General features: G+C 66.0%; 16 protein-coding genes. 6 read left to right on the top strand and 10 right to left on the bottom strand.

The window, feature by feature from the left end:
- The first annotated feature begins 233 nt into the window (after positions 1-233).
- The gene (locus EDF57_RS03710) at positions 234-551 is read left to right on the top strand and encodes a hypothetical protein (protein ID WP_132263310.1); all 318 of its coding nucleotides are present in this window, start codon (positions 234-236) and stop codon (positions 549-551) included.
- A 96-nt stretch (positions 552-647) separates the two neighbouring features.
- On the opposite strand, the gene EDF57_RS03705 is transcribed toward EDF57_RS03710, so the two are convergent.
- Both EDF57_RS03705 and EDF57_RS03700 read right to left on the bottom strand, forming a co-directional pair.
- Positions 648-1,136 (bottom strand): MarR family transcriptional regulator, encoded by a 489-nt coding sequence (locus EDF57_RS03705; protein WP_132263308.1) that lies wholly within the window; start codon positions 1,134-1,136, stop codon positions 648-650.
- Positions 1,137-1,162: 26 nt separating this feature from the next.
- Positions 1,163-2,416, bottom strand: a complete 1,254-nt coding sequence (locus tag EDF57_RS03700; protein WP_132263306.1) for an acetyl-CoA C-acetyltransferase — start codon at positions 2,414-2,416, stop codon at positions 1,163-1,165.
- Between the two features lie 245 nt (positions 2,417-2,661).
- Here EDF57_RS03700 and EDF57_RS03695 point away from each other — a divergent pair, with 245 nt between their 5' ends.
- Both EDF57_RS03695 and EDF57_RS03690 read left to right on the top strand, forming a co-directional pair.
- Positions 2,662-4,323 carry an MFS transporter gene (locus EDF57_RS03695; RefSeq protein WP_134093108.1) on the top strand — a complete coding sequence of 554 codons (1,662 nt, stop codon included), beginning with the start codon at positions 2,662-2,664 and terminating at the stop codon, positions 4,321-4,323.
- Between the two features lie 81 nt (positions 4,324-4,404).
- A complete protein-coding gene (locus EDF57_RS03690) occupies positions 4,405-5,442 on the top strand; it encodes a dihydrodipicolinate reductase (protein WP_134093107.1) in 1,038 nt (345 codons plus the stop codon).
- A 27-nt stretch (positions 5,443-5,469) separates the two neighbouring features.
- Here the strand turns inward: EDF57_RS03690 and EDF57_RS03685 are convergent, their stop codons facing one another.
- From EDF57_RS03685 to EDF57_RS03675, 3 genes are all read right to left on the bottom strand, one after another.
- Positions 5,470-7,821, bottom strand: a complete 2,352-nt coding sequence (locus EDF57_RS03685; protein ID WP_243840853.1) for a GGDEF and EAL domain-containing protein — start codon at positions 7,819-7,821, stop codon at positions 5,470-5,472.
- A gap of 157 nt (positions 7,822-7,978) precedes the next feature.
- Positions 7,979-9,802 (bottom strand): glutamine--fructose-6-phosphate transaminase (isomerizing), encoded by a 1,824-nt coding sequence (gene glmS / locus EDF57_RS03680; RefSeq protein WP_134093106.1) that lies wholly within the window; start codon positions 9,800-9,802, stop codon positions 7,979-7,981.
- A 135-nt stretch (positions 9,803-9,937) separates the two neighbouring features.
- Complete coding sequence (locus tag EDF57_RS03675) at positions 9,938-10,786, bottom strand: TIGR00266 family protein (protein ID WP_134093105.1); 849 nt, start codon at positions 10,784-10,786, stop codon at positions 9,938-9,940.
- Positions 10,787-10,969: 183 nt separating this feature from the next.
- On the opposite strand from EDF57_RS03675, the gene EDF57_RS03670 reads away from it, so the two are divergent.
- Positions 10,970-11,704, top strand: coding sequence for a diguanylate cyclase (locus tag EDF57_RS03670; RefSeq protein WP_243840852.1), 735 nt, complete (start codon positions 10,970-10,972; stop codon positions 11,702-11,704).
- Between the two features lie 57 nt (positions 11,705-11,761).
- Here the strand turns inward: EDF57_RS03670 and glmU are convergent, their stop codons facing one another.
- Positions 11,762-13,132 carry a bifunctional UDP-N-acetylglucosamine diphosphorylase/glucosamine-1-phosphate N-acetyltransferase GlmU gene (gene glmU, locus EDF57_RS03665; protein WP_134093104.1) on the bottom strand — a complete coding sequence of 457 codons (1,371 nt, stop codon included), beginning with the start codon at positions 13,130-13,132 and terminating at the stop codon, positions 11,762-11,764.
- A gap of 59 nt (positions 13,133-13,191) precedes the next feature.
- Between glmU and EDF57_RS03660 the strand changes: the two genes are divergently transcribed.
- Positions 13,192-13,896 carry an HAD hydrolase-like protein gene (locus EDF57_RS03660; RefSeq protein ID WP_134093103.1) on the top strand — a complete coding sequence of 235 codons (705 nt, stop codon included), beginning with the start codon at positions 13,192-13,194 and terminating at the stop codon, positions 13,894-13,896.
- A 113-nt stretch (positions 13,897-14,009) separates the two neighbouring features.
- Positions 14,010-14,888 (top strand): isocitrate lyase/PEP mutase family protein, encoded by an 879-nt coding sequence (locus EDF57_RS03655; protein ID WP_134093102.1) that lies wholly within the window; start codon positions 14,010-14,012, stop codon positions 14,886-14,888.
- Positions 14,889-14,942: 54 nt separating this feature from the next.
- On the opposite strand, the gene EDF57_RS03650 is transcribed toward EDF57_RS03655, so the two are convergent.
- From EDF57_RS03650 to EDF57_RS25370, 4 genes are all read right to left on the bottom strand, one after another.
- Positions 14,943-17,798 carry an insulinase family protein gene (locus tag EDF57_RS03650; protein WP_134093101.1) on the bottom strand — a complete coding sequence of 952 codons (2,856 nt, stop codon included), beginning with the start codon at positions 17,796-17,798 and terminating at the stop codon, positions 14,943-14,945.
- A gap of 138 nt (positions 17,799-17,936) precedes the next feature.
- On the bottom strand, positions 17,937-18,719 hold the full coding sequence (gene purC, locus EDF57_RS03645) for a phosphoribosylaminoimidazolesuccinocarboxamide synthase (RefSeq protein ID WP_132263291.1): 783 nt from the start codon (positions 18,717-18,719) through the stop codon (positions 17,937-17,939).
- A gap of 179 nt (positions 18,720-18,898) precedes the next feature.
- Complete coding sequence (locus tag EDF57_RS03640) at positions 18,899-19,381, bottom strand: low molecular weight protein-tyrosine-phosphatase (RefSeq protein WP_134093100.1); 483 nt, start codon at positions 19,379-19,381, stop codon at positions 18,899-18,901.
- 60 nt (positions 19,382-19,441) lie between these two features.
- Positions 19,442-19,591, bottom strand: coding sequence for a hypothetical protein (locus EDF57_RS25370; RefSeq protein WP_021235825.1), 150 nt, complete (start codon positions 19,589-19,591; stop codon positions 19,442-19,444).
- Positions 19,592-19,686: the final 95 nt, after the last annotated feature.

Raw genomic sequence — 19,686 nt, 5'->3', positions numbered from 1 at the left:
CCTCATCGTGCCCACGATCAAGCCTGCCAATTGCTGCGCCCTCCGCCGGTGCGATGCCTTCCTGCGCTGCATTGCAACATGATCCGGCTGGTGGATGGATCGCCGTGTGCAGTTGCAAAAAAGTTTTGATCGGTGCTGAAAATGCAATTGACTATCTGTTCAACAACTCCTAACCTAGGTTAGTAAGTTGAGAGAACCTCGACACTAACCTCGATTTTTTGGAGATGCCTGAGATGAACAAGTTCGTTGCCCTTGCCGCTGCTGCCGCTGTCGCCACCTTCGGCATCGTTCCGGCCGCTTTCGCCGAAACCACCCAGTCGGTTCGTGCCGTCACCGAAGAGGCCGCCGCGCCGCTCGACCTGACTGCCGGCAAGATGCTCTATGGTGCCAATGGCTACCGTCTGGCGCCGATCTACCGCGTTGCCGCAGACGGCAATCCGCAGGTCATCCTGAACGGCCGCCTCGTCACGGTCCCTGCCGCCAGCCTGACGGCCGTCGACGGCAAGCTGACCACCTCGCTGTCGAAGAAGGACATTGCCGCGGCCAAGTAAGCCGGGCGCAATAGCCAAGAAAAAAGGGCGGCTCCTGCGAGCCGCCCTTTTTTTGTACCTGCCGTATTGATCGGTCCGGCCTGACGAAATGGCCGCTCAGTCGCGGCTGATATTGTCGTAGATGCGGTTCATGTAGCTGCGCAGCTGCTCGATCTCGCTTTCCGAAAAGCCCTGGAACATGCGTTCCTCGCGCTCATTGGCGATCTCCCCCAGCTGGTCGAGCAGGGGCTTTGCCTCGTCGGTCAGATAGACCGCGCGTGCCCGGCGATCGTCGGCGCGGTCGCGGCGCTCCAGCAGGCCTTCCGCGCAGAGCCGGTCGATCAGCCGTCCGGCGGAGGCTTCCGACATTTCCAGGTATTCCGCGATGATGCGCTGGGTCGAGCCGGGATGGCGCGAAACCACCGCGATCATCGCCCATTGCGAGCGGGTCACGTTGAGAACGGCCACCTTGCGGTCGAAATTGCTGCGCTGAAGCCGGGAAATCACCGTCATGCGCAGGCCGACCTGGCGACGGGGACTGATGTCGGGGTCGTTGAAAGCCTCGCCCAGTCTGCCGGTCAGCTTTTCTTCCGCGTCGGTTGCCACTCAATACTCCTGCTTCGTTCCGGCGTTCAGACGCGCTCTATGACGATCGCCGGCGCCATGCCGCCCGCAGCGCACATGGTGATGAGGCCATAGCGGCCCCCGGTGCGCTCCAGTTCGTCAAGCGCGGTGCCGATAAGGATCGCTCCGGTCCCGGCGATGGGATGGCCCAGCGCGATCGAACCTCCATTCGGATTGACCTTCGCGCGGTCCAGGTCAAGGTCGCGGATGAATTTCTCGACCACCACGGCGAAGGCTTCGTTCACTTCCCAGACGTCGATCTGGTCCTTGGTCAGCCCGGCTTTTGCCAGCACCTTGTTGGCCGCCGGCACGGGGCCGTTGAGCATGAGGGTAGGGCAGTCTCCCGTCTCGGCCATGGCGACGATGCGCGCACGCGGCTTGAGGCCGTGCTTCTCGGCATAGTCCTTTGACGCCAGCAGGATCGCCGAGGCGCCGTCCACGACGCCGGACGATATGCCCACATGGTGAATCGGCTTGACGTCGAGATCGGGATAGACCTGCCTGATCAGTTCCACATAAGTCTTGCCGCCCGGCACGGAAGGCATGTCGAAGAACATCTCGAAGGCGGGCTTGAGCTGGGCGAGGCTTTCGGCCGTGGTGTCCGGGCGCGGGTATTCCTCATGGTCCAGGATGACATTGCCCTGATCGTCGCGGACCACGATGGTGGACTTGTCGAACCGGCCCTCTGCGATGGCCTGCGCGGCGCGGCGCTGGCTCTCGACACCGAGCGCTTCCAGTTCCGCGCGGCCGATGCCTTCCATCGCCGCGATCGCATCGGCGGCGACGCCCTGGTTGGTCTGCGGATGCCTGGCCTGAAGCCGCGGATTGCCGGCGCCCATGCCCGCGCTGCCCAGTCCGGCCTCGCGCAACTTCATGCCGTGGGCATTGGCGTAGGAGAGCATGTCCATCCCGCCGGCCACCATGAGATCCGACATGCCCGACATGATCATTGCGGAAGCGAGGCTGGTCGCGGTGAGGCTGGAGCCGCAGAAGCGGTTGAGCGTGACGCCGCCAGCCCGGATGTCGTAGCCGGCATCGAGCGCGGCCATGCGGCCGATGTCGCCGCCCTGAAGGCCGATGGCCGCCGAAACGCCCCAGATCACGTCGTCCACATCGGCCGTGTCGATGCCGTTGCGGTCCTTCAGCGCAGCCAGCACCGTGGCGGACAAGTGTTCCGGGTGCATGGCGGACAGCGCGCCCTTGCCCATCTTGCCGATGCTGCGCGGGGTGCGGACGGCGTCGATGATATAGGCGTCGGTCACGGTCTGCTCTCCTCGAAAATCCGCGCGGATCGGGCTTGCCTGCGCGCTTTGTCCGGGGTGATGCTGGCCCGGCCGGGGAATTGCAATTGGCGGCCCGGCTCCTATCGCCTTGGCGATTGCCGCTGCGCCCAAGCATATCGTGGGGGCGGGGCCGGGTGCGAGGAAGGGGCCTGTTCGGTCAGCCGCCTTGACGCTGCGGCCACCCTCGCCATCATCTCCAGACAGAAAAATGCGAAAGGGCGGGCATGACGGGATTGGAACGGGCGGAGCAATCGGGGGGCGCCTTCGCACCTTTGCGCGAACCCACGTTCCGGCGGATCTGGACGGCCAGCCTGTTCTCGAATTTCGGACAGCTCTTCCTGGGCGTCGGCGCGGCCTGGGAAATGACGCGTCTCAGCAATTCGCCGAGCATGGTCGCGCTGGTGCAGTCGGCGATGATGTTGCCGCTCGTCCTGGTGACGCTGCCTGCGGGCGCCATCGCCGACATGTTCGACCGTCGCCGCATCGCCATGACCGGCCTGACGTTCAGTGCGATCTGCGCGGCGGTGCTGGCGGTGGTGGCATTCCTCGGCCTGATCACGCCGTGGCTGCTGCTGCTGTTCTGCGCGCTGATCGGGGGAGGGGTCGCGCTCTATTCGCCGTCCTGGCAAGCGTCGATTCCCGAGCAGGTGTCGCGCGCGCATCTGCCTGCGGCGGTGGCTCTGGGGACGATCAGCTACAATGTCGCGCGCAGCTTCGGACCGGCGCTCGGCGGCCTGATCGTGGTGATCTACGGGGCCAAGGCGGTGTTCGGCATGACCTCGCTGCTCTATCTGCCGCTGCTGTTCGCCTTCTTCCTCTGGCGCCGCCGCCATGCACCTTCGCGGCTGCCGCCCGAGCGGATGGACCGCGCGATCATCGGCGGCGTTCGCTATGCACTCCACGCCCCGTCGATCCGCACGGCGCTGGTGCGCGTGCTGGTTTTCGGCCTGAGCACGGCGACGGCCTCTGCCCTGGCGCCGTTGATCGCACGGGACCTGCTGCACGGCGATGCGTCCACGTTCGGTGTGCTGCTCGGCGCGCAAGGCGTGGGCGCGGTGGCCGGCGCGCTGTTCGTCAGCCGCATCCGCGACGCGATCTCGACCGAGCTGGCCGTGCGGACCTTCGCCATCGGTACCGGGCTGGCGCTTGTTGCGATCGGCATGAGCCATGACATCGTGGTGACCTGCGCGGCATTCCTGATCGTGGGCGCCTGCAATATCCTGACCGTCGCCATGCTCAACGTGACCGTGCAGCTCTCCGCGCCGCGCTGGGTGACGGCGCGGGCGCTCTCGCTGTTTTCCTCGGCCATCACCGCCGGAATCGGGCTGGGCGCCTGGGCTTGGGGCGAAGTGGCGGCGGGGCGGAGCGTGGCCTTTGCGCTGGTGGCTTCGGGCATCGCCGTTGGCGCGACCGCGCTGCTCGGACTGCTCATGCCCATCGGCGGCGACCAGGCCGATACCGAGGAAGTGCCGCTGGGCCACGAGCCCGCCGTGGGCATGGCCCTGACATTGCGGTCCGGACCAGTGGTGATCGAGGTGGACTACGACGTCGATCCCGAACGCGCGCGAGACTTTTATGCAGTGATGATGAAAATGCAGTCGATGCGCAAACGCAACGGCGGCTTCGAATGGTCGCTTGCGCGGGACATCGCCGATCCCGCGCTTTGGACGGAGCGCTACCACTGCCCGACCTGGGGCGACTACTTGCGCCTGCGCGACCGCTTCACCCAGGCCGATATCGAGCTTCAGACCCAGGCCGATGCGTTCAACCGCTCCCATCAGGGCAACCGGGTGCGGCGCCGGCTGGAGCGGCCGTTCGGCTCGGTGCGATGGAAAGCCGATTCGCCCGATCCGCAGCAGGATACCGTCAGCTGGATGGCGCCCTGAACCCGCCGTTCCCATCCGGGGATTGCGGGAGTTCATGACCAGCGGCCAAGTCCGCACGAGACAAGAAACGGGAGAGAAGCGATGGAAGGCCGGAATTGGCGCGTCATCCAGTGGGCGACGGGCAATGTGGGCAGCCGCGCCTTGCGCACGGTGATCGAGCATCCCCGCATGGACCTTGTGGGGCTCTGGGTCAGCTCGCCCGAAAAGGTGGGCAAGGATGCAGGCGAACTCTGCGGATTGCCGCCCACGGGCGTGAAGGCCACCAATTCGCTGGACGAACTCGCGGCGCTCGATGCGGACTGCGTACTCTATATGCGCCAGGGCACAGACTGGGACGAGATCTGCACGCTGCTCGCATCGGGCAAGAACGTGGTCACCACGCGCGGCGACTTCCACAATCCCGCGCGGATGGACCCTGCACTTCGCGCACGGGTGGACGAGGCCTGCCGCTCGGGCCAGACCTCGATCTACAGCACCGGATCGAGCCCCGGCTTCGTGACGGAAGCCCTGGCGATCCCGCTCCTGTCGCTGCAGCGCACGCACGGGCTGCTGACCATCGACGAATATGCTGACGTCTCCAGCCGCAATTCCCCGGAGATGCTGTTCCAGGTCATGGGTTTCGCAGCGCCGATGGCGCCATTCGACCAGCGCCGTGCCGAGCACCTCAAGGGCGATTTCGGCAGCTCGCTGTCGCAGATTGCCGATGCCGTGGGCCTCAAGGTGGACGAGATCGAGGCGGTGGGCGAACTCTCGCCGACCCTCAAGGACCTGACGATTGCGGCGGGCACCGTCCCGGCCGGCACTGTCGGCGCGATGCGCACCACGATCACCTGCAAGAGCGGCGGCCGCCCGGTCATGCGGTTCCGCGCGAACTGGTATGTGACGACCGAGATCGAGCACGAGTGGGACCTGCGCGAATCCGGATGGCGGATCACCACCGAGGGGGACACGCCGGTGAAGGTGGACATCACGTTCCCGGTCGCGGAGGAAGACTATGCCGCCTACACGCCGGGGTTGACGGCGCACCGGCCGGTCAATGCCATTCCCGCCGTCTGCGCTGCACCGCCGGGTATCCGCACGACGTCCGACTTGCCGCAGATCCTGCCGATCTACGGTTAGGGTCGAGAATCGCCGATGCGTGCCTGATCACACGGCCGAGAAGGCGCGGTTGCGGAACAGCGCGACCGCGTCCTTCGCGGACATCGGCCGTCCATAGTAATAGCCCTGGATCTTGCGGCAGCCGAGCTTGCGGATCATCTCGACTTCCTTTTCGGTCTCAGCGCCTTCCGCGGTCGTCGACATGTCGAGGCTGTCGGCCATGGCGACCACGGCGCGGATGATCGCCAGGCTTTCGGCATTGCCGGTGGCGGCGCCCTGCACGAAGGAGCGGTCGATCTTGATGGTCGAAAACCGCAACTTGCGCAGGTAGCCGAGCGAGGAATAGCCGGTGCCGAAATCGTCGAGCGCCACCTTGCAGCCCAGCGCCATGATCTTTTCGAGCGCGGAACGGGCGAGGGTGGCATCGCGCAGGAAGATGCTCTCGGTCACTTCCAGTTCGAGGCGCGCGGCCGGAAGCCCGCTTTCGGTGAGGGCAGAGACAACGCTGGTCACGAAATTCGGGTCGAGCAGTTGCTCGCCCGAGACATTCGCGGCCACGCGCACATGGTCCGGCCAGTTCATCGCTTCCCGGCAGGCTTCGCGCAGCACCCATTCGCCGATCGGGATGATAAGCCGGGTATCCTCGGCCAGGGGGATGAACTTCACCGGGCTCACCGCGCCGTGTTCCTTGCTGTTCCAGCGCAGCAGGGCCTCGAAGCTGACGACGGTTTCGTTCTGTGTATCCACCACGGGCTGGAAGTTGAGCGTGAACTCCTTGCGTTCCAGCGCCGAGCGCATGGACGATTCCAGCTTGCGGCGCTCTTCGGCGCGGGTGTGAAGCGCGGGTTCGTAGGTGAAGTGGGCGTTGCCGCCTTCGTCTTTCGAGCGGTAGAGCGCGAGATCGGCATTGCGCATCAGCGTTTCCACCGCATCGCCGTCGCGCGGGCCGATGGCCGAGCCGATCGAGGCGCCCACGAACAGCGTATGGTGATCGACCTGGTAGGGCTGCGAGAGGCTCTGGATCACGCGCTGCGCCACGCGCTTGACGTAGTCTAGATCGGTGGCATCGCGGATGACGATGGCGAATTCGTCACCGCCCAGACGGCCGCAGACCTCGCGTTCCGTCATCTGTTCCTTCAGGCGCTCCGCCACCCGGGCCAGAAGCTGGTCGCCGACGTGATGCCCCAGGGTGTCGTTGATCGCCTTGAAGCGATCGAGGTCGATCATCAGGAACGCGCAGCGCATGCGCCACTGCGAGGCGTGGGAGAGCGCTTCGCCGAGGGCTTCGCCCAGCATCAGGCGATTAGGCATGCCGGTCAGCGGGTCGTACCGCGCGAGCCAGGCGATCTTGTCGGAGTTCTCGCGTGCTTCGGTCACATCGGAGCCGACGCCATGGAACCCGTCGAACTGGCCGGTTTCGTCCACGTTCGGCGTTCCGGACAGCTCCCACCAGCGCGCCTTGCCTGACAGGGTGACGCGAATGAGCAAGTTGGAGAAGCTTTCGCGGCGCTTCAATCGCTCGGCCAGATCGTGAAGGCTTGCCGGGAAATCGCCGGTTTCCCAGTTCGCGCCGGCAATGAGCTGAAGGAACGGCATCCCTTCGATCTCGCGCGGTTGCTTGCCGAGCGCGAAGGCGAAACGCGGCGAGACGGCGCGGACCCGGCGGGTGGTGTCGATCTGCCAGAGCCAGTCGGCCTCGCCTTCTTCGAATTCGCGCAGCAGCAGCGAGACCACTTCGTCCCGCTCGACCATGCCCGCTTCGGCCACTTTGCCGGTAAGGAACTGCCGGGCGGACTGGATGGCGCCGGCCACGACCACGGCGATGAAGGCGGAAGCGACCAGCGCGACGTCGTAGAGGCCGAGCGCGAGGAAACAGGCGATGGCGGAACCGCCGGCAAGCCCGGTGAAGACGAGTGTGCCCATCGGCACGCCCGGGATCAGCACTGCGAAAGCCGTCATCAGCATCGCCAGGACGGTCCAGAGCTTCACTTGCACGTCCGCAGCCAGGAACGGCCCGAAGCCGCAGACCGGGATCGACCAGACCAGGCCCTTGACGATGGTTGCCGCCAGATAGGCGCGGGCCTCGCCGGGCCGCAGGTTCCGTCCCTCGGCAGCGGAAACGGCGCTGTCGATTCGGGCACCGTACCAGGCCGCGGCGCAGACGAGCACGGCCCAGCCCAGGATCAGCCGGGGGTCGAGCCGCGGCGCCAGCAGTCCGGCAGCGGCCAGCATGGCGGCGAACTGCGTGACGAATCGGGCGACAGGCGCGCGGGAGAGGCACGAATATTGAATGCCGCGCAGGCGCGCCCAATCCCCCTCCGCCGGCTGGGTCAGCCCAAGGATAGCGGAGACTGGCAGCTCCTTCGGGAGCGGTTGAGTGGGTTGCGACCGCTTTCTCACGCGGAGAGCCTATCGGGTGAAGGTTAGCGCGGAGTAAACCATCAGGCTGTTTTCGGGCGTCGTGCAAGATGGCCGGCAGCCGGGAAAATGCGCGCTGCCGCCATGATGGCCGCCGGGCTTCGGCTCGACCTGCGGCAAGGTCGAGCCGAACCGGCCTCTATTCGACGGTCACGCTCTTGGCGAGGTTGCGCGGCTGGTCGACGTCGGTGCCCTTCACGCAGGCGACGTGGTAGGCCAGCAGCTGCACCGGCACCGCATAGACCAGCGGGGCGATGAGCGGGTGGACGCGGGGCATCTCGATCGTGGCGATGCAGCCTTCGCCGGCTTCGGCAATGCCTTCGGCATCCGAGATCAGCACGACCTTGCCGCCGCGCGCGCGCACTTCCTGCATGTTGCTGACGGTCTTCTCGAACAGCGGGCCGGAGGGGGCGAGGACGATCACCGGCACGGCTTCGTCGATGAGGGCGATGGGGCCGTGCTTCATTTCGCCCGAGGCATAACCTTCGGCGTGGATATAGCTGATTTCCTTCAGCTTCAGTGCACCTTCCAGAGCCAGCGGATAGTCGGGGCCCCGGCCGAGGTAGAGCACATCGCGCGCCGGTGCGATCAGATGCGCCATGGCGGCGATCTCTTCGTCGAAGGCAAGCGCGGCGTTGAGGCTGGCAGGCGTTTGCAGCAGGTGGTGGACGACGTCCATCTCCTCGGCCCGGTCCATGCGCCCGCGCTTGACGGCGAGGTGCGCGGCCAGCGCCGCCAGCACGGCGAGCTGGCACGAGAAGGCCTTGGTGGAGGCCACGCCGATTTCCGGCCCGGCGTGAGTCGGCAGCAGCAGGTCCGCCTCGCGCGCCATCGTGCTGGTGGGCACGTTGACGACGACGGCGATCGTCTGCCCGGCCGCCTTGCAATGCTTGAGCGCGGCGAGCGTGTCCGCCGTCTCGCCCGATTGCGAGATGAACAGGGCGAGGCCGCCCTGCTCCAGCACGGGGTCGCGGTAGCGGAATTCGGAGGCCACATCGATGTCGACCGGCAAGCGGGCGAAAGTCTCGATCCAGTATTTCGCCACCATGCCCGCATAGAAGCTGGTGCCGCAGGCGACGATGGTGATGCGCTTGATCGCCGAAAGGTCGAAATCGATCTGCGGCAGCGCGACCGACTGGTCCACCTGGTGGATGTAGCTGCGCAGCGTCTGCGCCACCACGGTCGGCTGCTCGAAGATCTCCTTCTGCATGAAGTGGCGGTAATTGCCCTTCTCGATGGCGACGGCCGAGGCACCCGAGGAGACGATCTCGCGCTTCACCGGGTTGTTGTCGGCATCGAAGATCTGCGCGCCTTCGCGGGTGATGACGACCCAGTCGCCCTCGTCGAGATACGTGATGCGCTGGGTGAGGGGGGCCAGGGCGAGGGCGTCCGAACCGAGGTAGGTCTCGCCTTCGCCGTAGCCGACGACCAGCGGCGAGCCGAGGCGAGCGCCGATCAGCAGGTCGGGGTGCTGGCGGAAGGCGATCGCAAGCGCGAAGGCGCCGCGAAGCTGCGGGAGGACGACTTTCACGGCCTCTTGCGGGGAAAGTCCGGCTTCGACTTGTTCGGACACGAGGTGGGCCACCACTTCGGTGTCGGTCTGGCTCTCGAAAGTGCGGCCGCGCGATTCGAGGGCTTCGCGCAGCGGCTTGAAGTTCTCGATGATGCCGTTGTGGACCAGCGCCAGGTGCTCGGTGGCGTGGGGGTGCGCGTTGGCGGCCGTCGGCGCGCCGTGTGTGGCCCAGCGGGTGTGGGCGATGCCGATCAGGCCCGGTGCGGGATCGCGGGCCAGCTCGTTCACGAGATTGACCAGCTTGCCCTGTGCGCGGCGGCGGATCAGCTGGCCGTTCTCAACCGTGCAGACGCCCGCGCTGTCATAACCGCGATATTCCATGCGCCGAAGACCGTCGACCAGTCGATCCGCGACTTCTTCCTTGCCGACGATGCCGATGATTCCACACATTGCGCTTGCGTTACCTTAGTTCGAGCCGAAACTGACGTGCCGTTACACCGATAATGGTTGGCGTTTGGTGGCGCCACCATGAAGGCATGGTAATGTGTGCAAATCGGATGGGTTTTCGGATGTAATCCGAAGCGGTCAATCGTCCCCGCCGATCATCGCCGCAAGGCCGCCTACGGCGCCGAGGCCGAGCATGGTGCTCTCCCCGCGGTTCTGCCCGCCGTAAGGCACGGCGGCAGCCATCATCCGCCCGGCCAGGCGCGAGAAGGGCAGGGACTGGATCCAGACGCGCCCGGGCCCGCGCAGCCGCGCGAAGAACACGCCCTCGCCGCCGAAGATCATCGACTTGACCGAACCCGCCCGGATCACGTCGAAGTCGATGCCCGCGGTGAAAGCGGCAACGCAGCCGGTATCGATGTGAAGTTCCTCGCCCGCGGCCAGGGTGCGTTCGATCACGGTGCCGCCCATCTGCACGAAGACCCAGCCATCGCCTTCGAGACGCTGCATGATGAAGCCTTCGCCGCCGAACAGGCCGGTCATGATCTTCTGCTGGAAGTGCACCCCGATCGAGACCCCGCGCGCGGCGCAGAGGAAGGCGTCCTTCTGGCAGATCAGGCGACCGTCCACGTCATCCAGCTTGATCGGCAGGATCGAGCCTGGGATCGGCGCGGCGAAGGCCACGCGGGCCTTGCCGCGGCCCTCATGGGTGAAGACGGTGGTGAACAGGCTCTCGCCCGTGACCAGCCGCTTGCCCGCGCCGAGCAGCTTGCCCATGAAACCGCCGCCCTGCTGCTCGGAACCGTCTCCGAACACGGTCGACATGGCGATCGAGGAATCCTTCCAAACCATCGCTCCGGCCTCCGCCACCGCGCTTTCGCCGGGATCGAGCTCGATCTCCACGAACTGCAGCTCGTGGCCCTTGATCTCGAAATCGACATCGTCCGCGATCGCGGAATTTCGGCTGTGGCTCCAGGGGTTGTTGGACATGGATACTCCGTAGGCGGGAAAGATTCGGTGCCTGATATCTGGGTTTCGTGAAAGTTCTTGTCAAACCGCGTCCGTCGGATAGTCTGCAGGCTTCGACGAACACTGTTCCGACGACAATCGACCGGCAAAGACCGGCACACGATCGGTGTTCCTGGAGAGGATGTTCCTGGAGAGGATCGGCCGATGAACTTCATCAAGAAGTCGGTTTCATTTACTTCTATCGGTCTGGCCGGTGCTGTTGTCGGGATGGTCGCTACGGCCGGTTCCGGAGCTGCTTTCGCGCGTGACATCGGCGGCAGTGCCGCGGTGGTGAACACGGCGCTTCATGTCGAGAGCCAGAACGGCGTCAGCAAGGGCTTTGCCCTGATCCGTGCCGGCAAGCCCGCGCAGGCGGTTAAGATGTTCGATTCGGTGATCCTGGCCAGCGAGCAGGCGCTGAGCGGCGATGCCCGGCCGCGGCTCTGCCAGTCCCAGGCTGCGGATGCGCCGGTGGCCGCGGGCAAGGCGGTCGCGGTGAGCAGCGCCGTCTGCGATGCGCACTTCGGCAAGGGCTTCGCGCTCGTCGATCTCGGCCGGGGCGACCTTGCCGAGGGTGAACTGCGGCGCGCCACGGAGCTGGCGCCGGACAATGCGCATTTCGCCAACGAATATGCGGAACTGTTCAAGTCCCGCCGTGAATGGCAGCGCTCTTACGATCTGTTCTCCCATGCCTGGGCGCTGGTGGACAAGGACACCAAGGGTACTGACGCATCGGTGGCGGCGCGCGCGCTGCGCGGGATGGGCTACAACAAGATCGAGATGGGCCAGTTGGACGATGCCGCCAAGCTGTTCCGCCAGTCGCTCGATTACGATCCGAGCAACGCCGGCGCCAAGAGCGAACTGGACTTCATCGCCCAGAAGCAGGCCATCGGCGCCTGATCGGCCGGTTTCCCCGCTGACATGACGACGGGCGGTCCATGACCGCCCGTTTTCACATCAGCCTGCCGACTTTTCGGCCTTTTTCTTCTTCATCGCATCGTGGAAACGGTCGGCCCAGCCGGGCTTGACCAGTTGTTCGCCGCGCACCAGCCGCAGCTCGCCGTCAGCGACGTCGCGGGTGACCGTGCTGCCGGCCGCGACGATGGCGTCGGCACCGATCTTGACCGGGGCGACGAGGGCGCTGTTCGAGCCGATGAAGGCGCGCTCGCCGATGACGGTCCGGTGCTTGAAGTAGCCGTCGTAATTGCAGGTGATCGTGCCTGCGCCGAGGTTGGCCTTGGCGCCGATCGTGGCATCGCCCACGTAAGTCAGGTGGTTGGCCTTGGCGCCTTCGCCCAGTTCGGCGTTCTTCACTTCGACGAAGTTGCCGACCTTGGCACCCTTGCGCAGCACCGCGCCGGGGCGCAGCCTGGCGTAGGGACCGATGGCGACACCGCTTTCGAGGGTCGCGCCTTCGAGGTGCGAAAAGGCGTGGATGACGACATTGTCCGCCACGGTCACGCCGGGGGCAAAGACCACGTTGGGCTCGATGGTGACATCGCGGCCGAGCACGGTGTCCCAGGCGAAGAACACCGTTTCGGGTGCGATCAGGGTCACGCCGTCCGCCATGGCGGCGATGCGGCGCCGGGCCTGCCAGCGGGCTTCGGCCTCGGCCAGTTCGCCGCGGCTGTTGATGCCGCCCACTTCATCGGGATCCGGCGTGACGATCACCGCGCAGGCGCGTCCTTCGAGCGTCGCCACATTCACGATGTCGACCAGGTAATATTCGCCCTGGGCATTGTCGTTGCCGACGCGGGCGAGCAGGTCGAACAGGTCTGCCGACTTCACTGCCATCAGCCCGGAATTGCAGAGGCGGCAGGCGCGCTGCTCTTCGGTGGCGTCCTTGTATTCCACCATCATCGCGATGCGCCCGTCGTCATGGGCGAGCACGCGGCCATATTGCAGCGGCTCATCCGGCTCGAACCCGAGCACGACGACAGCCGGCGAATCGTCGGCATGGAGCCGGTCGATCATCGCGCGCATCGTTGCGGTGCTGACGAAAGGCACGTCGCCGTAGAGAATCAGCACGTCGCCTGCGAATCCCGAAAGCGCCGTTTCGGCCTGCTGCACCGCATGTCCGGTGCCGAGCTGGGGTTCCTGAACGGCAATCGCCGCGCGGCCGCCAAGGGCCTTTTCCAGCTGTTCGCGGCCGTGACCGGCCACCACCACCTGCCGCTCTGGCGCCAGCGCCGCTGCACTTTCGAGCAGGTGTTCCAGCATCGGCCGCGCGGCTATGGGATGGAGAACCTTGTGCAAGTCACTCTTCATGCGAGTGCCCTTGCCGGCAGCGAGAACGACGATAGCGAGGGGCGTTGAATGTTCGACCATGTGCATCACTTGCCAGCAAATTGTTGCGGTTTCCACAGCGACAAGCCACTGATCGGGGAATGACGGACTTCCCTTTCGATATCGTCGGTTTCGATCTGGACGGAACCCTGCTGGATTCGCTCGGCGATCTGGCCGTAGCCCTCAACCATGCCTTGTCTCTGGAGGGGCGCCCGGCGATCCCCTTCGATGCCGTGCGCGACCTTGTGGGCGGCGGCGCCAGGAAGATGCTGGCCCGGGGGCTGGAAGTCACCGGCGGTCCGGTTTCGGACGAGCGGCTGAGCGCGCTGCACCAGGCGCTGATCGATTTCTACAGCGACCATGTCGCCGTGCAGACCCGGCTCTATCCGGGCGGAGAGGCCATGCTCCAGGGGCTGGCGGCGCGCGGCGTCAGGATCGCGGTGGTGACCAACAAGCTGGAGCACCTGGCCGTGAAGATCTTCGCGGAACTGGGCCTTTCGCATCATTTCTTCACGGTGATCGGCGGCGATACGCTCGGCCCCGGCCGGGCCAAGCCGAAACCGGATCTGATCGAACTCATGCTGGAGCGCGCCGGCAGCGCCGACAGGCCTATCCGCGCGGCCTTCGTCGGCGATACCACATACGATACCGGCGCGGCGGCCGCTGCGGGCATTCCCTGCGTGGCAGTGAGCTTCGGCTTCAACGATCGCCCGGTGCAGGAGCTTGGCGCGACGGCCGTGATCGATCACTTCGACGAACTGATCCCCACGCTCGAACGCATCGGCGCGGCCGCGGAAGCGGTGTGATCGCAACGCCCCGCCGATAAGCGGGGCGCCGGCGGCCCTGGGCATGCCGGGCGGCTTGTCCGCTCCCGGCAATCGTGCGAGCCCTCGCTCGACAAGAGCGGGAGAGAAACGCGATGCCGACGCCGGGTGAGAAACTGCGCGCGCTGATCGAAAACGGTGAGCACTTCGTCGCGGCCGAGGCCTATTCGGCCCTGACCGGGCGCATCGTCGAGCATGTCGGCTTCAAGGCGGCCTATCTCGGCGGCCATGCCTGCTCGGCGTTTCACTATGCGGTGCCGGACAACGGCGTATTCAGCCAGGTCGAGATGATCGAGCAGTCCGCCCGGATCGCGCAGGCCATCGACATCCCGCTCATCGTCGACGCGGATACTCTGGGCGAGACGGTGGCCGACGCCTATCATTTCACGCGCCGTTACGCAGCGGCCGGGATCGCGGGCTACCATGTCGAGGACGAGGTCAATCCCAAGCATTCCAAGCATGTGAACGGTCTCTGTTCGGTCGAGGACATGCAGCTGCGGATCGAGGCCGGGGTGAAGGGACGGGGTGATTCCGGTCTGGTCATCATCGCGCGCTGCGACGAACTCTATACCAGCGCCAATGGCGGCGGCGGGGGTGGATCGGTCGAGGAAGCCATCCGCCGCGGCCACGCTTATGCCGAGGCCGGCGCCGATGCCATCGTCTTCGCCAGCGCACCGCCCGAGCAGCAGGCCGAAGTGATCCCGCACATGACCATCCCGGTCTGCACGCTGGGCTTCAACCTGCCTGACACGGCCTTCACCCTCTCCACCGCCTGGGGCTGGGTCTCGGCTGCAGTGGGCCATCTTGCCATGGCCCGCGAGCTGATGGAAACCGGCGCGGTGAAAAGCGCGATGAACGCTTTCACCAACTTCCCGGAAAAATACGACCTGATCGACCAAAGCCTCTACGACGACCTCATCGCGGAATGGGCGGAGCGCACCGGCCGGCCCACCCGCCCCAACCACGCGCGCTAGAGGACGGGGCTGCACTGGCCTTGCAGTTCGGGCGGGCGGTTAAAGCCCGATCCCTCAAGGCCTGGGCGATTCGACGCCCTCGGGCAAGGCCAGGACCTCCAGGCCCTTGTTCGGATCGAGATAGCGCTGTGCCATCGCCTGGAGGTCTCCGGCCGTGATCCTGATCAGCCGCTCGCGGGCCTGGGTGAAGCGGGCGATGCGGTCGGGCTGGCTCTGTGCGCGGTCGACCAGCGAGAGCCAGGTCGCATTGCCTTTCAGTGCGTTCTGGTAGGCTTCGAGCAGGGGTGCGCGGGCGCGCTGCAGCACGTCGTCGCTGACGGGCGCAGTGCGGAGATCGAGCAGGACCTTGCGGATCGCCTCGCGGCTGGCGGGAACGTCGGCAACGTCGATCGAGGCGGCGATGGCGAACGTGCCGTAACCCTTCCAGTAATGCGACAGCGAACTGCCGGCCGAGGGTGAATAGGCCTTGCCCAGGGCTTCGCGCAGACTGTCGGTCAGTTCGATGCGGACGACACGCTCGAGCATTTCCAGCCTGAGCGTGTCGAGCGGGTCCGAATCGTCGCGCGTGGGCCAGGTCAGCCGCAACAGGGCCTGATCGGCAGGGCCGGTGTGGCGAACCACCCGGGCGCTGCGGTCTGCCGTGAAGGTGCGCGGCGGCTGTTCGTCATAAGCCTGGAACGCAGCTTCACGCGGCGGGAGAGCGCCCAGCGTCCCGGCCACGAAGGCGATGGCCTTGTCCTCGTCGAAATCGCCGACGAGGCCCACTTCCACGGCGCCATGGGCAAGGCGATCCGAAATGCTCTTCTGCAGCCGGGCATAAGTCAGCCGGCGATAGGTCTCGACCGGCTGGAGGCTGAAGCGCGGGTCGTTGTCGGAAACGATGCGGCCAAGATCCGCGCTCATCGCCGAGGACGGCGTGGCGCGAAGCCGGGCGAAAGTGTTGTTCACCTGCTGGCGGTACTGCACTTCACCCTCGGCGCGGTAGCCGGGATCGGTGACCAGGGCGGTGAGCAGCTGGAGTTGCAGTTCCAGGTCGCGCGGGGTGGTGACCGTCTGCGCGTCGAAGCTGGCCGTGCCGCTCGACAGGCCGAAGCCCAGCGTATGGCCCGCCATGATGCTGTCCAGATCGTCGCGGCTGTGCTTGCCGAGGCCGCCCTTTTCGAGCCAGCCCACCATGTCCGTGGCCAGGGGGTCATCCCGCGTCTCCAGCATGTCGCCACCGTCGATGGAGAGGCTGACGCGCACGCGATCCTTTTCCAGTTCGGTCTGCTTGAGATTGAGCATGACGCCGTTGGAAAAACGCAGCTCGCGAATGCCCAGCAGGGGATCGCGGGTATCGCTGACGACCGTGCCGGGCGTGCCGAAGGCGGTATAGCCGAAGTTCGCGGCGGCGGCCGCGTTTTCGCGAGGCACCGGGCCGCGCATGGCTTGCTGCCAGGCGCTGCGCAGGGCCGGTTCGCCGCCTTCCGGGGCCTTGCGGCCTTCGAAGCGGATCAGAGGCTTGTCGAGCGCCAGCGCCTCGCGCCGGACAGCGGCCAGCACGGCCTTGGGCGTGATCCGGGGCGCAAAAGCCTCGAAGCGTTCGAGCCCGGAGGCAGGCGTGGAGGGCACCAGCCGATCGTCGACGAGCGCCAGCGCGATAGCCGCCAGCACCGCATTGCTGCGGGTATTCGCCGAACCGGCCGCATCGACGAGCGAGCTGCGCAATTGGGCGAGCTGTTCGGAGACTTCGGCGGCGCTGAAACCGTGCGCCAGGGCGCGGCGATACTCGCGGGCGACGGCGGCCACGCCGTCCGCCCATTTGCCGTCCACGCTGTCGATGATGAGGCGGGTGGAGCGGGCGGTTTCGAAAACGTCTCCCGTGCCGAAGCCGGCGCCGCGGAATGGGGGCTGGGCACTGCGCGAAAGGCGCTGCAGGCGGCGGTTGACGATGGCGTAGCCGATCGAGCGCAGCAGGTTCTCCTGCCGCTGGGCGATCGTGTCGGGCTCGTCCAGCCAGGCGCCGTTGCGCTGGATGGTCAGCCGTTCCGACAGTGCGGGGTCGATCCAGACGCCGGTGCGCTTGCGATCCTTGGCATCCACCGGCCCGGCATCGGGCTGCAGCTCGGCCTGCGGACCGTGCCAGTCTCCGAAGTGGCGCACGATCCCGGCCTCGACCGCTGCCGGATCGAAGTCTCCGACGATGACCAGGGTGACATGGTCCGGAACATATTCGCGCGCATAGAACGCGCGCAGGTTCTGTGCGTTGGCGGCATTGAGCGTGGCGACGGTGCCGATGGGGAAGCGGCTGGAATAGAGCGCGCGGGGGTAGAAGAAGCGCGTCGAATCGATGGTGTTGCGCAAGGCGAAGGTGTTGCGGTCGCGCATTTCCGAAAGGATCACGCCGCGCTCGCGGTCGATCGCGGCTTGCGAGATCGTCAGCTCGCCCGCGGTCTCGCGCATGAGCATGAGCGCCGTGTCGAGAAGGGCGGCGTCGCTGCGCGGCAGGTCCAGCTTGTAGACGGTGCGTTCGAAGCTGGTGGAGGCATTGGTGTCCGCGCCGAAAGCCAGGCCGTCGCGTTCGAGAAGAGGGATCATCTGGCCTTCGGGCACGCGCTTGCTGCCGTTGAAGGCCATGTGCTCCACGAAATGCGCGAAGCCCTGTTCGTCGTCATGCTCGTCGAGCGAGCCGGCGGCGACTTCCATCCGCACCACGGCGGTTCCGACGGGGGTGGCATTGCGCCGCACGATATAGCGCATGCCGTTGGCGAGGCGCCCGAAGCGGAACTCGGAATCGAGCGGAATGTCGCTCTTTTCGAAGGCCCAGCTGGTGTCGTTGGTGCCGGCTCTCTCGGCGCGCGGCACGGCCTCTCGGGCCGATGCGCCGAGCGGCGCGGCAAAGAGCAGGGCGGTGAGGAGAATCTTCCGCATCGCGCGGGAGTGCCTCACCAAGTCGCTGATAACAAGAGGCCGCGGCCTTCCGCGATCCTGGCGAGGCGGACAACGGGCAAACGAAAAGAGCCCGGCGCGCCTCGCGGCGGCCGGGCTCTTTTCAAGGTCCTGCGAGACTTACTTGCCGCGCAGCTTGCGGTGCTTCGACAGGTCGAGCACTTCGCTCGGGCCGTTGTCGTCCTGCAGCAGGCCGAGACGGCGCGCGACTTCCTGATAGGCCTCTTCCTCACCGCCGAGGTCGCGGCGGAAGCGGTCCTTGTCCAGCTTTTCGCCGGTGAACATGTCCCACAGGCGGCAGCCGTCGGGGCTGATCTCGTCCGCCAGGATCACTCGGCTGTAGTCGCCGTCCCAGATGCGGCCGAATTCGAGCTTGAAGTCCACGAGGCGAATGTTGATCGCCGCGAACATGCCGCACATGAAGTCGTTCACGCGGATCGCCATCGCCGAGATGTCCTGCATCTCTTCGTTGGTGGCCCAGCCGAAGCAGGCGATGTGCTCTTCGGCGATCATCGGATCGCCCAGCGCATCGTCCTTGTAGTAATATTCGATCAGCGTGTGCGGCAGGGGCTCGCCTTCAGGAATGCCCAGGCGCTTCGAGATCGAACCGGCCGCCACATTGCGCACCACGACCTCGATCGGGATGATCTCGACCTGGCGGACGAGCTGCTCGCGCATGTTGAGGCGGCGGATGAAGTGGTTGGGCACGCCGATGTGATTCAGGCGCGTGAACACGTACTCGCTGATGCGGTTGTTGATCACGCCCTTGCCCTGGATCGTGCCCTTTTTCTGCGCGTTGAACGCAGTGGCATCGTCCTTGAAATACTGAATCAGGGTGCCGGGTTCAGGGCCTTCGTAGAGGATCTTGGCCTTGCCCTCGTAGATCTGGCGGCGACGGGACATGCGTGTTCGTCCTTGAAACTGTATAAAGAGCAAACCCCGGCTTGTAGGACGTCGGGCGACCGCGGGCCGGGGCGTTCGAGCGGGCATATAATGGAAGCAGGGGTAAAAGCAAACCGGTTGGGCCCGTCCGGCAGGGGCGCCCATCGGCGGATCGCTCCTGAGCTATCCGTACGCCGGGGTCAGCGGCCCGATCCGGCGATTTCCGCCACGAGATTGCGGGCCGCCTCGCGCACCTGACGCCAGGTCGTCTCGAAGCCTTCGGGGCCGCCATAATAGGGATCTTCCATGTCCTGCCCTTCCAGTCCGGGCACATGGTCCAGCAGGAGCGAAAGGCGGGCGGAATGGCCGGCAGGGGCGATGCGCCTCAGATTCGCGAGATTGCTGGCGTCCAGCGCGACGATGCGGTCGAATCTGCGGAAGTCGTCGGCTTTGACCTGCCTGGCACGATAGGATGAAATATCGATGCCGTGGCGGAGCGCCTCGGCGCAGGAGCGCGGGTCGGGGCCTTTGCCGATATGCCAAGCGCCGGTCCCGGCGGAGTCGATATCGAGGTCCAGTCCCGCTTCGTCCGCCGCCTCGCGAAGCGCCGCTTCGGCAAGCGGGGAGCGGCAGATATTGCCGAGGCAGACGAAAAGGAAGGACGCTGGAGGCACTACGGACATGGCGCCTAGCCTACAGGCGGTCGGGGCCGATCTCAAATGCGTTTGGAGGGTGATACGGGGTCAGCGATGCCCGAACAGGCGTTCGAGGAAAGTGGGCTGGTCCATCGGCTGGATGGGGCCATGGAAGCGGCGGCGCAGGCCGGGATCGAGCGGCGCGCGCGGCGTCCAGATCCGTTCCGAGCGATAAGTGCTGTCTTGCGTCAGGGCCATTGGCGGCTCCATTTCTAGGGATCATTCCTGAGAATAAACCCTAGGACGCGCGGAAAGTTTCCTTTTCCGCGCGCCGCGGAGCCGTTGTCCGAGGT

Source organism: Novosphingobium sp. PhB55, from assembly GCF_004368805.1.
In the GTDB taxonomy this organism is placed as follows: Bacteria; Pseudomonadota; Alphaproteobacteria; order Sphingomonadales; family Sphingomonadaceae; genus Novosphingobium.
Note: the sequence above shows the minus strand (reverse complement) of the source record. Positions and strands in the feature narration are given on the sequence as shown.